Here is a 16,208-nt window from a genome sequence, read left to right on the forward strand (position 1 = left end):
GAAAAGAACCCCTCCCCTTGCTAAGGCTACGGTGTACACACATCTTTGTACAAACCCAAAATCGTTGGAGATCCCCCTAAATCCACGCCACATGCTCCACTTGGGGAAACCCCAAGACCGCAGTGGCTCCCCCTAATAAGGGCGACTTTAAGAGACTTTTGCCCCCTTTTTTAAGGGGGGTTGGGGGGATCAAAAGCCTATGAGGCCACTCTCAAAGACTTGTGTGTACACCGTAGCCTTGCTAAGGGGAGGGGAGACAAAGCGTAGCTTTGGCGGGGTGAGGTTCTTGTATTTTTGATTTATGCAAGAGGTCTAATAAAAGAACCCCACCGCCAACCCCTTCCCGCAGTCCTACGGTGTACACACAAGTATAATTACCCCCGTTAATCCTCCCTTGGAAAGGTGGGAAACGAGAGAATTTCTTTCCCTCACCTTTCTAAGGGGAGGGTTAGGGTGGGGTAATTCAAGGACTGGTAGTAATTCGATAACTTGTGTATACACCATAGCCCCGCAGGCGGGGTGGGGTTCTCCGGGTTTAATAAGTAATCAAGTGGACATGATATAAATCATCCAAATAAACGTAGACGCAAAGCGGCTTGCCGCAGGCTACCACTACAGACGCAGAGAAGCCTACACTGTATTGCTTACAATCAGTGTAGGATATGTCACAGAAATGGTATTACGCTGTCCCGTCAACACACCCCAAGAGATAATTTCTTTTTTGGAAGTCCCCAAAACCTAAAATCTCAAATTGGTATATGGAATCAAACTTTACTCAACCACTCATTTTCTTCTGGATCTTTGAACAGTGAGGTGCTGAGGTAGCGTTCGCCGAAGCTAGGCTGGATCATGACGATTAAACGACCTGCATTTTCTGGTCGTTGTGCTACTTGAATAGCCGCGTATAAAGCAGCGCCAGTAGAAATCCCCGATAATAATCCTTCTTCTTTTGCTAGACGACGGCTGTAAGCGATCGCCTGCTCATCCGCTACCTGAATCACTTCATCCACCACATCTGGACGATAAATTGCTGGAACAAAACCCGCGCCGATACCCTGAATTTTGTGAGGACCTGATTTACCACCTGACAAAACTGGGCTATTGCTTGGTTCAACTGCGATCGCTTGAAAACTTGGCTTCCGTTTTTTAATAACTTCTGAAATTCCCGTAATCGTCCCACCAGTACCCACTCCAGCTACCAAAATATCCACCTCTCCATCGGTATCATTCCAGATTTCTTCTGCGGTGGTTTCGGCGTGAACTTTCGGGTTGGCAGGGTTGCGGAACTGCTGCAACATATAAGCATTGGGCGTTTTAGCTACAATCTCCTCTGCATGAGCGATCGCTCCTCGCATCCCTTCTACCCCTGGCGTTAACTCTAATTGAGCGCCATAAGCTTTGAGCATTAATCGTCTTTCATGGCTCATTGTGTCAGGCATCGTTAGAATAAGATGGTACCCCTTAGCGGCCGCCACCATCGCTAACGCAATTCCTGTATTCCCAGAAGTCGGTTCTACTAAAACAGTTTTTCCAGGGTGAATTAAGCCTGCTGCTTCCGCCGCTTCCACCATACTCGCGCCAATCCGATCTTTCACAGAAGATGCTGGATTCATGCTTTCTAGCTTCACCACAATCCGAGCAACCGCTCCTGAAGCTTGGGGAATTTTGTTTAATTGAACTAAAGGAGTCCGTCCGATTAACTCTGTGATATCTTTCGCTATCCGCATGTGAATACTCCGTGGTGTCTAAATATAATACATCGGGCTTTGCTGTGCGCGAGTTGCTCTTTCCTCGCATAAGTCTTGGAGTGTATAGCGACCTAAAACTTCAATTGAGGCAGCGTTAGCTTGCTCCCAAACCTCATAAACCAGAATCTTTTCTAGAGTCCGAGAGTCAGAAGTATCTTTCTCTTTCCGTTCGCCTTCAACAAAAGTGACAATTTCCAGCAGTGTAATCTGCCAAGGTTCACGAGCTAAAACAAAACCTCCTTTCGAGCCGCGTTGACTCTGCACCACACCAGCCCGCCGGAGGTTGGTCAAAATTTGTTCCAGGTAGCGTTCAGGTATGGGTTGTTTGGCAACGATCTCGCTCATGGTTAGAGGAAGTTTTTTTCCGTGGTGGCTTGCCAGTTCTAAGAGTGCCAGCAGCGCGTATTCCACTTTGGAAGACAGATCCAAGAGAGCGTAGTTTTGGCTATTCAAGACTGTACTCAACATACTACGGTGAATTGGGGGACTTGTCGCAGTTAATGCGAAATTAATTTTTCAAAGAGTGGAATGTGATAGTATCCCACTTATTAGACACAAAAACACTATATTCTATCGACTTACCGTAGATTATTATCTTACACAATTCCCATAAATGGCTGGATCTTTTTGTGGGAATTATCCTGAGTTTCTGTTTTCAGAATCTCACTTACCAACGAAAACTTCAAGAAAGTATGCTACTAACTGATTTGCGAACCATTTTTGAGCGTGACCCAGCAGCCCGTAACTGGCTAGAAGTATTGTTCTGTTACCCTGGACTTCAAGCTCTAATATTCCATCGATTAGCACACTGGCTGTATAAAATTGGAATTCCCTTTATACCTCGCTTCATCTCTCATATTAGTAGGTTTTTAACTGGGATTGAAATCCATCCTGGAGCATTAATTGGGCAGGGAGTGTTTATCGATCACGGTATGGGAGTTGTGATTGGTGAGACTGCGATCGTGGGTGACTATGCGCTGATTTATCAAGGTGTTACCCTTGGCGGGACTGGGAAAGAAAGCGGCAAACGCCATCCAACTTTAGGCTCTCATGTAGTTGTGGGAGCGGGTGCGAAGGTATTAGGAAATATTGAAATTGGCGATCGCGTCCGTATTGGAGCCGGTTCTGTAGTGCTACGAGATGTACCCAGTAATACTACTGTAGTTGGGATTCCAGGACGTGTGACTCGTCAGAATAATTTGTCTACCAATGTTCTGGATCATAATAAAGTCCGCGACGTAGAAGCTGAAGTCATCCGCGCTTTATTTGAACGTGTCAAGGCTCTAGAGAAAGAGTTTGAGCAGTTGCAACAATCAAGTTTGTCTCCAACCGAGCTTGGTGAGGAACAAACATCCTCTAAGAGCAATAAGTCTGATGGGATAATTGAAGATTTTCTTGATGGTGCGGGAATTTAATTTTGGGAATTGGGAATTGGGCATTGGGCATTGGGCATTGGCTATTCCCCTCATCTGCCTAACTCCTAACTCCCTATTTAAAATGTCCAGATGCTCTTAGAACCTGATATAAGTATAGTACTACGGTTAATTTATCGGAGAATAGTAATAAGAATATGGTATCTTTATATGCGAATTTAACTAGCTTAAAGAGTAATAATACTAAGGAAATTTTTGCCCGTAGGTCATTTCTACCAGAGCATCAAAATAGTCTTTGGAAAATTGAAACCGGTTTTGTCAGGACTTTTACCTATTTGGAAGATGGTACAACCGTCGCTTTGGGATTGTGGGGGCCTGGAGATATAGTTGGTAAGTCTTTGTCAAAATTAGAACCTTATCAGATGGAATGCCTAACTAAAGTAGAGGCGACAGTCTTACCTTTAGAGGAGTGGACTCAACTAACAGAAACTCTACTGACTCATATCCAACAGGCTCAAGAATTGATGGTTATTCGTAGCCATAAAAAAGTTGATACCATGCTGATCAAGTTGTTGGCATGGTTATCTAAAAAGTTTGGTTCGGAAGTTGACAAAGGACGTTTAATAGATATGCGTTTAACTCACGAAGACTTGGCGGAAATGCTTGGTTCAACTCGTGTGACTATAACTCGTGTTCTTGGACAGTTTGAGCAAGAGGGCTTGATTGCTCGTCTCTCTCTACATAGAATTGTGCTGAAGGAAGAAGAAATTTGGTACTACGAAATTTAGGTGATTTCAGCAAAACTAGCTATCGCCATCTGCATAATTAATAATTACGCCACAAATAAATTTGGAGCTTAAAAAATATTGATACTGAACAATGAGATCCCCGACTTCGTAAAAGTTGTCGGGGATCTGAGCTTTGCAAGTCTAAGAGGATGTTTGAAAAGTATTTTTATTAACATCAAAGCCCCAGAGACCTAACCCCCCTAGCCCCCGGGGTTTCAAAGCCTCTCTCCGCTTCGGGGAGAGGTTTGGAGAGGGGTTTCTAGTATACTTTACGACTTTTCAAACATCCTCTACTAGCGATCGCTCAAGTAAATATCTAGCTTCTTGTGGTGCTTGTTCTTCTTCTAGGGTAGTTAACACCATCAAAGCTACCCATAAAGGTAATTTGCGAATATTCCCCAATTCATCTAAATACACCCGATGTATTTGGTTACTGTTAAGCAATCCCCGATGAGGGTAGATGTTACTTTGTTCAGTATTGCGAGATGGATAAATTATTACTGCTTGCCAGTCACTAAATCTGGTACAGTTGCGGTAGAAATATAGTGAAGATTCTGCAAATACTCTTTCGTAAAGTTGTTCATCTCTTTGAAACTGGACTTCACAGAAATATACAATTCCTGCTCCCTCATTTTCTGGTGGGAGAAACACTCAGTCTATCTCAAATTTAGGTTCTTTTACAGCTACCGAATAAAATCGATATGCATCTGCATTGGTAGGCGGATTTGCCAATAATTCAAATAGTAAAGTGGGAGATTGTTGAAAGAGTTTATAAAAAATCGAGTCTCGACGCATGAAGCATTATGCTTGATTTCTTCAACGTGCAATACATTTAATCACATATCTCGTTACATATAGCAATTCTAAATCATTCGTAAAAAGTTATATCCCCGATTTATCAAATAAATCGGGGATCTGGATACTCGGATTTTTATAGATCAGATAGGATTGCTACAGCTATTTCCTAAATCTGATGATAACTTTTTAAGCGGACACTATATTATTAAATGTTCACCCCGCTAGCCGATACATAATCACTTTTCCTTTCCAGTTTTCTTCTACAAATACCAGATACTCACCATCTGAACGTCGAAAAGCGCGGATACCGTAGGGTATATCAATCCAGCCACTTTCGCTACCAACTTCTGAGCCTGGTTTTAAAATTTGTACTTGCGCTCCTGTCTTGGCGTTATAAACATATACCTCTGCGGTTTTGACTGTCACAGCAAATACACGATCTCCCGCCACACTCATGGCTGCTGTAGACACTTCGCGCTTACCAGTGGTGTCGTAGGGAATCACAATTCGCCAACGGGGAGTACGATTACCTTTACTCCAATTGTCAAAACGGGCAATTTCAGATCCAGCAACTCCAGTATCGTCACCAAATGCAGGATGATCTATTGTAAAACCTGACAAATACATACTATCTGTTTCAGGAAAATATTCGATTCGCCGCAAGTCGTTAAAGATGTTGGGAGTAGTTTGCTTTTCCATCGAACTATAGTTGTAGATGGGGTTGCCTTTAGCATCTATTCCCTGTAAAGGATAGTGGCGAATCCCATCTTTTGTTCGCAAAGCTTTCCAAACATCTCCTTTGCTATCTACCCACCAGCCGCCGATATAGGGATAATCTTTGCTAGTATCATATTCGTTCTTTTCAAATTTGCCATTACCGTTGCGATCGCGCCAGATCCACTCACCTTTTTGTGGTTGAGAGGGTGGCCATTTTCCGGCGAGAAATGGTTTATCTGCGCCATTGCTACCGACAAACATTCCGGCTGGGATGGCAACTTTACCATCTGTAGCTGGATTAAAACGATATATTTGCAGAAAGCTGTTATACATATTTGTGAGAAACAAAAACGGCTTCCCTTTGATGCGGCGAACAAAGGTTCCATCGGGTGATGTATGCAGTCGGGGATCTTGAGGATATTTGAAAGGATTTAAAGTGTAGGCTTGGTAAGTCCATTGTTTACCAGCAGGCTTACTGTAATCCATGAGATAGTGTTCTTGCTTGGTGAATAAATCTACACCATCAGTTTTAGGATCGGCATCTGCATTATCGACGAATATCAATCCTAGCGATCGCCATATTAGTTTTCCCGATGGCGAAAATTTCCGCAAATCTGTTCCTGATTTGTTGAAACCATTGCTATTTATATAGATATTACCTGAAGCATCTTTACCAACTCCGGTAAGTCCATAAAGTTTTAAATCTCGAACTTCACCAGCAATTCCTGTATAAATACCTCCCTTACAGCCAAAACTACCCACCTGCACTGGCTTATCTTTGATGTCATAAACCAACATTTGCTGACGTGGGCCATTTTCTGCCACTAACAGCTTACCTTCACGATCAATTGCGATCGCAGTTGGTTCAACGATATCTGCAATCTGTTGGGGTAATTGCTTTCCACTTTGAGAATAATGTAAAATCTTCCCAGGCTTAGTACTATTTTTACTTTGAATAATCCACAGATTTTTTTGTAAATCGATAGTTATTGCTCCCGGATTAGCAAAGGTAAAACTGCGGAGTTCCTTCATCGTATCAGTATCATAGACACGAATGCGATTAGCAGCAAAATCACTCACATATAACTCACTTCCGACAGTTGCTAATCCAGTGACTTCACTTTTAGTACTGGTAATTAACATACTTTTATCCCAGCCACGCCCTTCTGGAAACGGTGCAGGTTTTCCCGACAAATCATAACGTCTAACGCAATGCCAAGCTGTTCCTTCAGGGGGATAATCTTCATCGGTTTTGCCTTTCGATCCCTGAGTCATGGCAAGGTAAATATATTTACTATTTGCTGTTATAGCTATGCCACCTCCACGACTCCAGCCGTGAGTATCCCCAATGGCACTAATAACTTTACCATCTTTATATATGGCTGCCTCCATTCCCGCCTCATCCCAATGGCTATTGGTATAAACTATGCCATCAGGTGCAACATACATTGCCTCAATATTGTTTTGTACCCGCAGATTTCCACTGCCAATAGTGTTACCTATCCACGATGTTTTGTATGTAAGTGTGGATGTTCCAGTTGTCGCCCAGTCGGTTGTAATCCCAATGGTAGTAACAATGACTCCCACAGCCATACTTAGTAATAAATTGAAAGTTTTACTTTTTTGTAAATATCTAAGCTGAGATAATTTTTTGATTCGCTGATTGAATTTATGGCGTAGTTTTACTAACTGCACCAATAATTTATTTTTCATATATTTTTTAAGCTTTTAATTATTGATATACAATCATATTTTCGTAAATCAGTAAAAAATATAATTATTATAAATGACCGAAAATTTCACATAATCTTTACAATATTTTCTTTATCATGTAATTCTTCAGCTAATATCTATTTTAGGTATTAATAGTTACTCAGTTATAGCTATGAATGGTAAGTATTAATACATTAAGTTCCTATAAATATTAGTTTGTAATGGTTTTTGTCTTTCTCTGTCTAGCATTTATTTAATTATTTAGCAGGTATAATACATGTCCACATCGGTGTTATGAAGTTAATAAAAACACAAGTTATTCCTTGTTGACGTTGACGGATAAATAGTTTATAAATTGGTGTTTTATATAAAAGTTTTATTGGTAATGTGTATTTATAAATTCTAGCGATTCATCTTTTGAAGATACTGTAGGGTAAGAGGATGTTTTAAAAGTCTACGCTTGTATTCAGATCCCCCCTACCCCCTTTAAAAAGGGAGGAATAACCTTCTCAAAGTCCTCCTTTTTAAGGAGGATTTAGGAGGATCTCAAGTTTTGCATACCTCAGTAACCATTTTTAAAACAACCTCTAAGACATCTGTGCTACTCTACCGTTTGAATATATTTATAGGAAATACATGAATGGAAAATAAACCAGAAACTTTTGCTTCATCATCTGCATCTATTGTTACTTTAGGATTAGGCTGGTTTCCCAAAACACCTGGAGGATTAGAAAGGTATATTTATGAACTAACTCATAAATTAGCAGCAAATAAAGACCAGGTGGAGTTATGTGGAGTTGGTTTACCAGAGACTGAACTAAATTCACCAATCAAGCTTAATAATTTAGCTTCACCTGATAGCGCGATTTGGCAAAGATTATGGTCTATTCGCAGTAATTTCAAGAAAACAAGAACAAGCAAACCAGATGCTATTAATTTGCACTTTGCATTATATAGCTTTCCTATTTTAGATATTTTACCAAAGGGAGTACCAGTTACTTTTAACTTTCATGGCCCTTGGGCTTCTGAGAGTCAGCAAGAAGTAGTTAATAAAAACCTTAGTCTTTTAATCAAACACTGGCTGATAGAAAAAAATACTTACAATCGCTGCGATCGCTTCATTGTTTTGAGCAAAGCATTTGGTAAAATATTACATGAAAAATATCAAGTACCGTGGAGCAAAATTAATGTTATTCCTGGTGGAGTTGATATTAACTACTTTCAAGCAAATTTATCACAGCCAGAGGCTTGTAGACAGTTAGGCTGGCCAAATAATCGCCGGATAATATTTACATCTCGCCGCTTAGTGCATCGAACGGGGGTTGACAAATTATTGCAAGCACTGGCTATAATTAAGCCCAGAATACCAGATGTTTGGCTAGCGATCGCAGGTCGTGGTCACATCCAAGCTGCACTACAACAACAAGCTACAGAATTAGGACTAGACGACAACGTTAAATTTTTAGGTTTTCTCCCTGATGAGCAATTACCTATAGCTTACCAAGCTGCGGAATTGACTATTATGCCTAGTCAATCTTTTGAAGGGTTCGGATTAGTAATAGTTGAATCTCTGGCTTGTGGTACTCCTGTTATATGTACACCAGTTGGGGGAATGCCAGAAATTTTATCAGAATTTTCACCCAATTTAATTACTACTTCAACAGAAGCTTCAGCTATTGCTGAAAAATTAGAACAAGCACTTTTGGGAAATATCCCCATACCTTCACGAGAAGCCTGTCGCCAGTACGCCACCACACACTACGACTGGAATCAAATCGCCCAGCAAGTACGGAATATTTTATTAGCTTAAACTGACGCGCAAGATTTAGCGTCTTTGTATTGTATTATAAGGAACTTTTATGAAAATTCTTTTCTTAGACCAAAGCGGTAAACCAGGCGGTGCAGAATTATGTTTAATAGATATTGCCAAACCATACTGCGATAGGGCTTTGGTAGGTTTATTTGCAGATGGGCCTTTTAAAATTTTATTACAGCAAAATAATATTCCAGTAGAAGTTCTCGCTACTCAAGCAATCCAAGTTCGCAAAGAAAGCAGTTTGGTGCAAGGATTAAAGAGTTTGGGACAACTTGCACCTTTGATTACTAAGGTAATTAAAAAAGCACGTGAATACGATTTAATTTATGCCAACACTCAAAAAGCATTAGTTGTCGGAGCATTAGCAAGTTTTTTTAGTCGTCGTCCTCTGGTTTATCATTTACATGATATTCTTTCGACAGAACATTTTAGTCAAACTAATCTTCGCATTGCTATTAACTTAGCTAATCGTTTTGCTTCATTAGTAATTGCCAATTCTCAAGCTAGTAAAACAGCCTTTATCCAAGCAGGAGGACGACGAGATATCATCGAAGTTGTCTATAACGGCTTTAATCCCAAAAATTATCAAACTGATGAGTCTGAGATTAATAAATTGCAGCAAGAGTTGGGATTACAAGGAAAATTTGTAGTTGGACACTTTAGCCGTCTTGCACCTTGGAAAGGACAACATATTTTAATTGATGCCCTTGCCAAATGTCCGCAAGAAGTGACAGCTATCTTAGTGGGTGATGCCCTCTTTGGTGAACAAGATTATGTCAAACAATTACACCAACAAGTTGCGAATCTGGGACTAGAAAACCGCGTCAAATTTTTAGGATTTCGTTCAGATATTCCCCCGTTAATGGCAGCTTGTGACTTGGTAGCACATACTTCTACTTCTCCAGAACCTTTTGGTAGAGTGATTGTAGAGGCAATGCTATCTGGAAAACCGATAGTTGCAGCAAAAGCAGGGGGTGTTATGGAATTAGTAGAACACGGGCTTAATGGTTTTCTAGTGACACCAGGAGAATTCCAAGAACTTGCACAAGTAATTACCACCTGTCTTCAGGAGACGGAAATCACTGCAACTATAGCCAATAATGCCAGGACTACTGCTAGTGGGCGCTTTGATGTTGCAATTATTAATCAACAAATTGCTCAACTATTGTCCCAAAGATTCTAGTACACTGTGGCAGAAGTAGGGGATTTTGGCCAAGATCCCCTACAAATAATTTGGGATAATTTGTTTTTTGGAAACCCCTGATCTTACATTGTCTGGTTAAATAATATAAGTTATTGAGCGATCGCTAATCTGGCTCTCAACTTAGCTAGATATTCCAAGCGATCGCTTATATTAAGCCGCTTCTCGCAGTTGCGGTTGTGATGGCACACTCACTTCTGGAAAAGAAAGCGAGAGTTGTTCTGCTTGAGGAACTGCGGCTTGCTGCAAAACTTGAACTTCGATATTCACACTGACTAAATAACTGCCTGTATCAGCACCAACCGCTTCAGCAATTAGTCTAGCAATGTCTGGGCGTTTGGCAGTCAACGGATCGCGTAAAATACACCGATCCCATTCATGCTTGGCAGTCGGATTGAGGTTGAGAATGTAATGCTTCATCATCGAACTAACCCTTGAATCCATCTTCTGGAAGGTTTTCACACAGCCGTTAGGCATCTCATTAGGCTTTGTGGACGCTATCCATATTATAGTATATTTGTACTAAAATGGGCAATATCGGAGTGAGAAATTAGGGTAGATAAGCTGTCGCATCTTTAATTTTCCAAAATATTCTCGTTGTAATAAGGGTTCTAGACTATAAAAAGTACAAGTTATAAGCACGACAGCTTAGACTATTCATTGCAGCAAGATGTACATTAGCGATATTTGCGTGCCACATCCCATCCCATTGCTTTAAGGCGTTGCGTACTTAATTCGTATATACGATGCGTGCAAGATGTCCGCACTACAATAATTTTACGTTTTCGTGTTATGCAATTTAGCTGCACATCAGCTTTTTTGATTCCCAACAAGACTTGGGTATACACTATAGCCTTTTGAAGGAGAGTTAGAGGGGATCTAAATTTCAGGTTTACAGTAGGTAAATCCTCTTATCTACTCCTTTCTTCTCCAACTTAGTGTCCCGTCTGAATCCCTAATTATAGAAAATCTACCTATAGGTAATTCTAATTAAAAGTTATTGCAATTAAACTTACAAGCAACACCTAATTCTTATAGAAATCACTATATGGTAGATATCTATATTATTGACCTATTTGTGATTGGTCTACTTCTATTGATCGTAACATTAGGATCAGGTTGGATTGCTCGCCTACCTCTTTCTTTTGCCATTATCTATCTAATAGTTGGTATTTTGTTAGGCCCTTACGCCTTTGGGCTGATTCAATTACGTCGAGATGAAGTTTTTAACGCCGAAATGCTGGAGAGAATAACAGAACTTGTAGTAATTATTTCTGTATTTAGCTGCGGGTTAAAAATTGTTCGTCCTCTTAGATTGGGGGCTTGGGATATTACGGTACGATTAATTGTATTTCTGATGCCAATTTCAATTTTTGCTCTGGCTGCTGTGGGTAAATTGTTTTTAGGGATGAATTGGGCAGAAGCAATTTTATTAGGAGCAATTCTTGCACCTACCGACCCAGTATTAGCATCAGAAGTACAACTGACTGATACAAATGACCAAGATGAGTTGAGATTTGGTTTAACTTCGGAAGGTGGGTTAAATGATGCTTTAGCTTTTCCCTTCGTTTATTTTGGCCTCCATGCATTAAAAGATGACAATTGGGATAACTGGTTTCAGGAGTGGATTAAGGTTGATTTAATTTGGGCGATCGCAGTTGGCATTATTATGGGAATTGTTGTTGCCAAATCTATAGTTTGGATTGAAAATAAAATTCAAAAACGCCGTGCTGCTGATAAGTTAATGGAAGATTTTGTTGCTATCAGCACAATTCTAATAACTTATTCTTTAACAGAAATGGTTAATGGCTATGGATTTTTGGCAGTATTTGTTGCTGGGTTAGTTGTCCAACGCAGTTACAGCAATCCTGAAAGACCGCTAGCACAGTTGGAATTTGTTGAGCAAGTTGAAAAACTCCTAGAAGTTGGAACAATTTTACTATTGGGTTCAATATTGTTATTGCAGCCGATGCTCAATTATGCTATGCAATCGTTGTTAGTAATAATTTTGTTATTCTTGATAATTAGACCTGTAGGAGTTTGGATTAGCACCATAGGTAAACGCCCTGTAGAATCACACCGCCGAACCTTTCATCCAGGGACTCGTTGGTTATTTGGATGGTTTGGTATTCGTGGTGTTGGCTCTTTATATTATCTTGCCTATGCCTTTGGTAATGGCTTAAAAGGTGAAGCTGCGGAACAAATTGCTTGGATAACTTACACTACTATTGTAGCTTCTGTAATTATACATGGTATTAGTGCAACTCCATTAATGAAGTGGTATGAGCGCAATATTGTTAATCATAGAAATGCTACTCCTGCGGCCACAATTGATGAATTTGAATAAAAGTAATTTTTTATGATCTCTTCTGAAAAAGGCGAATCCATTTAAAATTGTAGGGTGCGTTACGCTAAAGCGATAACACACCCTACAATTTAATCTTCTGAACTAGTGAAACTAGAGAAACTTTGAATATTACAGTCTATATTCCCTATTTACCTGTCACCTTTTCAAGAACTTCTTTCGCTTTTTCGCCAAAAGTTTCTGGGGGATTTTGTGATTTTTCAGCTTTCAAATTTCTTTCGTAAGTTTTCTCTATAGTATTAAGGTTTTTTGAATCTTTTATTGCTTGCTCATAAGCTTCTTGTCGTTCTTCTTCTTCAACGGCAACACCTGGATCAAATTCGTTAGCACGATTAATTTTTTCTTCAGAATTTGGTTTATATTCTGGGGGGATTAGCTTTAATTCTTCAAGAGTAGTTGCATAACTAGCTTGCTGAACAAAAATAAATGAGCCTGATAAGCTGATGGAAAGCATCAAGCAAACAATTAAAAAGCTTGAACGTAACGCTTTTTTTAAAGTTAATAGAATTTTTTGCATGGAAAACTGCTCCTGTTATTCTGTTATAAGCCTTGGTTATCTATAAATATATTCAATATTTAAGGCTCACAGGCATCCTAAATGTTTAGGTACAGTTTTTCCTTCTATCGCAAGGTATATTAATTTTTACCTATAGTTCAGTTAATGCTAAGTAGGTAGGCGTAATTAAATATAAGACAAAACCTCACCCTCAATCCCTCTCCAAAGTATCGGAGAGGGAAGCCGGAGGTAGGGTGAGGTTTTATATTTAATTTGACGTACTTACTTATCTAAACGTTTTAGGATCTAGTGTAATAACCAACTATGAGTAATGTTAATTCTTCGGCTTTGCATTATCTCTTCAAACAAATCTGTTGGGAGTGCTTCTTCCACAGCAAAAACACCTGGCTTGTTGAGTTTACCTTCTAGGAGTAATTGGGCAATACTACCTGTGCCACAACCAGAAGCGATCGCTGTATTTTCATGCACTACAGTTGAACAATAAACGGCGGTTTCACCATTTTTTTGTCCTGTAACTTCTGAACGAACTGCTACCCCAATTCCACTAAAGTTATTAGTGACATCTGTCATCGAATGGCTGACATGAGATAGGAATTCAATCATGTAACGACGCTGCATTAACCACTTGGGAAAAACGTGTGCCGCAATCCAAGTTAGGTGATTGTAAAAATCGGGAATAGAGCCAAACTTAGTAATTACAGTTTTTACTGATGGGAAAGCTTTGGGTAGTGTAAAGGTTTCTGGCATATCAAACCAGTAAACTCCGCTACGTTGATATGGAGGTGGAAACTCAATTATTTCTCTTTCACTATAAGGCTTGATTATTTCCCATTTTCCATCTATCCAAGCCTCAAAAGGATACTGCAACCCCAGAAAAGTTGTCCGCATCACTGTAATGCCAGCACCACCAGAACCAGAAACCAAATAACTTAAATGGATCTTTTCTGGTTTATCAAATTGTTCAATACCTTGACGTACCATGCTATTAGAAATACCAGGAAAAATCCCAGTATTAATAATTGCTGTCACACCAGCCGCCGCAGCTTGCTCGTGATAATTGAGAGCTTTTCTGGTATAAGAACGATGATCACTGACATCTACATAATTAACGCCTTCAGCAATACAGTTTTCGAGAACATTAGTATCTCGATAGTGAAATGGCCCAGCACAATGAATGACTAAGTTAGAGTTTGCGATCGCATCTCGCAATTTGTCAACTTCTGCCAAGTCCAATACCAAAAACTGCACTTGTCCGCCTGAAGACAAGCTAACAGCCTTGCCAAATTCCGCAGAACGTCCAGTAATCGTAATTTGAGCTTGCGTATGGGTAGCTAGATCCTGAGCAACACTGCTACCAATCCGCCCCCTTCCACCAAGAATTAAAACGTTATCTGTCATTACTCCAGATTGGCAACACTAACCTTATTTCATCAGTTTTGTGTCCTGTTTGCCATCGGTTACAAGTATGACTTGCCAGCCAAGGAAGGAGGACTTTTCGATTATTGGTAGTTGATAAGTTTTTGCGCCTCAATTTGCCTGACTACTGTCAGCGCCGAATAACTCACCCCAGCCGTACCTTCACCGGGATGTGTGGAGTCACCAACTAACCACAAATGCTGAATTGGTGTCCGATTGGCGAACCCAAAGGGGCCAAATGTGGGTATTCTTTGACCTATGCCGCCAACTATACCGCGATCGCGCCCTGTGAAATGAGCAAAAGTGCGCGGTGTTGCAGCTTCTTGATAAATAATCGTTTCTGGTTTGAGATAGAAGTATTGGGCAAGATGAGCGATCGCTTCTTGGGTAAACTTTTCTTTTAGTCCTTCATAATCTTCAGTCTCCCACCACTGTGCAGGATCGACAAATGAAGAAGCAATAATTGTCGTTTTCCCCTCCGGTGCGCGGCCGTCTCCAGGATGACTAACGGAAACAAATAGAGAATTATTCTCGCCAATGGGGCCATTAACATCATACAAAAATTGTAAGTGGGGAGGACACCCAACTGGAATCGCGCTAGCATCTACACCCAAATACACCACAAACGCACCCGATGCTTGGGGTAGTTTTTCCACCCGGTTTTTATATCCAGATGGCGCTTGTTCTCCTAATAATTGCACCAAGTTTTGCACTGTGGCGTTAGTAACAATATGATCGGCTGCTTCTGTCCAGACTTCGCCAGTTTTCTGATTTCTAATGACTATAGCAGTAGCTTTACCGTTTTCTACTTTGATTTGTTCTACAGTGTGGCGCATCAATAATTTGCCGCCATCTCTTTCTAAAGATTGTACCAGGCGATCGCTTAATACTTGCATACTTCCCTGGAGGTGAAACAATCCTTGGGGAAGTTGAGATACACTCAACGCTGTAGCAGCATAAAGTAATGCTGTATTCTCTGCATCCACCTGGGAGTATAGCTTTAGTTGCAAATCTAAAAAAGTCCTCAATCGCTGGTCATTTCCCAGTCCACATAAGCGTAAAGCATCTCCCACCGTAAACAAAGTGAAGGGTACGGTAATTAATGTACTGGGACGCACCGCTTGCGTTAGCTGCCACAAATCCCATAAATTACGTGGTGGTAGCACCGGATCGCGTCCTTGAAATTCCCAACTGGCATTAAACAAAGTTGCCATCAATTGCCAAAAGGGTTCGCTACCAGGAAACTGTTTTTGTCGTTCCTCTTGCCATTTCTCTTGGTTGCGCCAGATATTAATTGGTATGCTTTCCCCAGGTAAATATACTGCACAAGCAGGATCGCAAGGCGTTGCTGCTGGTAAATCTATTGACAATTCTGAGAAAATGCGGTGGTGAATTCCCCCTGGTTCCAACCCCGCCACCTGAGTTGCGCCCACATCAAAGGTAAATCCCTGGCGTTTAAACGTCGAAGCACAGCCTCCCGGTACGAGGGCTTGATCTAAAATTAAAACGCTGTAACCTCTATGGGCTAATAATGCTCCGGCAGTCAGTCCACCTATGCCGGCACCGATAACAACGACATGAGAGTTACTTTTGTCAAGAGGTACGCTGGACATTGATTAGTTTCTTTAAGATTCTTAATATCTTTATTTATAATTTTACCTTAATCTCTGAGTTGAATGGGGTCGAAGGGTGCTGGCGTACACAAGTCATCGAATTACCCCCCTTAATCCCCCCTTATAAAGGGGGGAAACCGGAA

Annotated in this window: 12 protein-coding genes and 1 pseudogene; 5 read left to right on the top strand and 8 right to left on the bottom strand. The window is 40.6% G+C overall.

Features of this window, described 5'->3' with window-relative positions:
* Window positions 1-764: 764 nt before the first annotated feature.
* The gene (cysK, locus tag V7K38_RS12145; RefSeq protein WP_334858046.1) at window positions 765-1,727 is read right to left on the bottom strand and encodes a cysteine synthase A; all 963 of its coding nucleotides are present in this window, start codon (window positions 1,725-1,727) and stop codon (window positions 765-767) included.
* Window positions 1,728-1,745: 18 nt separating this feature from the next.
* Window positions 1,746-2,216: an RrF2 family transcriptional regulator gene (locus V7K38_RS12150; RefSeq protein ID WP_334858047.1), complete on the bottom strand. Its 471-nt coding sequence runs from the start codon at window positions 2,214-2,216 to the stop codon at window positions 1,746-1,748.
* 224 nt (window positions 2,217-2,440) lie between these two features.
* Here V7K38_RS12150 and cysE point away from each other — a divergent pair, with 224 nt between their 5' ends.
* Window positions 2,441-3,163, top strand: coding sequence for a serine O-acetyltransferase (gene cysE / locus V7K38_RS12155; RefSeq protein WP_334858049.1), 723 nt, complete (start codon window positions 2,441-2,443; stop codon window positions 3,161-3,163).
* A 155-nt stretch (window positions 3,164-3,318) separates the two neighbouring features.
* Complete coding sequence (locus tag V7K38_RS12160) at window positions 3,319-3,909, top strand: Crp/Fnr family transcriptional regulator (RefSeq protein ID WP_334858051.1); 591 nt, start codon at window positions 3,319-3,321, stop codon at window positions 3,907-3,909.
* Window positions 3,910-4,197: 288 nt separating this feature from the next.
* Here V7K38_RS12160 and V7K38_RS12165 read toward each other — a convergent pair.
* Both V7K38_RS12165 and V7K38_RS12170 read right to left on the bottom strand, forming a co-directional pair.
* Window positions 4,198-4,704: pseudogene (locus V7K38_RS12165) on the bottom strand (Rpn family recombination-promoting nuclease/putative transposase); the annotation flags it as partial.
* A gap of 216 nt (window positions 4,705-4,920) precedes the next feature.
* Window positions 4,921-7,137 (bottom strand): hypothetical protein, encoded by a 2,217-nt coding sequence (locus V7K38_RS12170; RefSeq protein ID WP_334858052.1) that lies wholly within the window; start codon window positions 7,135-7,137, stop codon window positions 4,921-4,923.
* Window positions 7,138-7,777: 640 nt separating this feature from the next.
* On the opposite strand from V7K38_RS12170, the gene V7K38_RS12175 reads away from it, so the two are divergent.
* Window positions 7,778-8,947, top strand: coding sequence for a glycosyltransferase family 4 protein (locus V7K38_RS12175; protein WP_334858053.1), 1,170 nt, complete (start codon window positions 7,778-7,780; stop codon window positions 8,945-8,947).
* 49 nt (window positions 8,948-8,996) lie between these two features.
* On the top strand, window positions 8,997-10,136 hold the full coding sequence (locus tag V7K38_RS12180; RefSeq protein WP_334858055.1) for a glycosyltransferase family 4 protein: 1,140 nt from the start codon (window positions 8,997-8,999) through the stop codon (window positions 10,134-10,136).
* Between the two features lie 171 nt (window positions 10,137-10,307).
* Here V7K38_RS12180 and V7K38_RS12185 read toward each other — a convergent pair whose 3' ends face one another.
* Complete coding sequence (locus V7K38_RS12185; RefSeq protein ID WP_334858056.1) at window positions 10,308-10,577, bottom strand: hypothetical protein; 270 nt, start codon at window positions 10,575-10,577, stop codon at window positions 10,308-10,310.
* A 625-nt stretch (window positions 10,578-11,202) separates the two neighbouring features.
* Here V7K38_RS12185 and V7K38_RS12190 point away from each other — a divergent pair.
* A complete protein-coding gene (locus V7K38_RS12190) occupies window positions 11,203-12,501 on the top strand; it encodes a cation:proton antiporter (RefSeq protein ID WP_334858058.1) in 1,299 nt (432 codons plus the stop codon).
* A gap of 145 nt (window positions 12,502-12,646) precedes the next feature.
* On the opposite strand, the gene V7K38_RS12195 is transcribed toward V7K38_RS12190, so the two are convergent.
* From V7K38_RS12195 to crtD, 3 genes are all read right to left on the bottom strand, one after another.
* On the bottom strand, window positions 12,647-13,036 hold the full coding sequence (locus V7K38_RS12195; RefSeq protein WP_334858060.1) for a hypothetical protein: 390 nt from the start codon (window positions 13,034-13,036) through the stop codon (window positions 12,647-12,649).
* Window positions 13,037-13,321: 285 nt separating this feature from the next.
* A complete protein-coding gene (locus tag V7K38_RS12200; protein ID WP_334858062.1) occupies window positions 13,322-14,434 on the bottom strand; it encodes a saccharopine dehydrogenase family protein in 1,113 nt (370 codons plus the stop codon).
* Between the two features lie 101 nt (window positions 14,435-14,535).
* The gene (gene crtD / locus V7K38_RS12205) at window positions 14,536-16,065 is read right to left on the bottom strand and encodes a C-3',4' desaturase CrtD (RefSeq protein WP_334858064.1); all 1,530 of its coding nucleotides are present in this window, start codon (window positions 16,063-16,065) and stop codon (window positions 14,536-14,538) included.
* Window positions 16,066-16,208 lie beyond the last annotated feature (143 nt).

The organism is Nostoc sp. (assembly GCF_036917465.1).
GTDB lineage: Bacteria > Cyanobacteriota > Cyanobacteriia > Cyanobacteriales > Nostocaceae > Nostoc.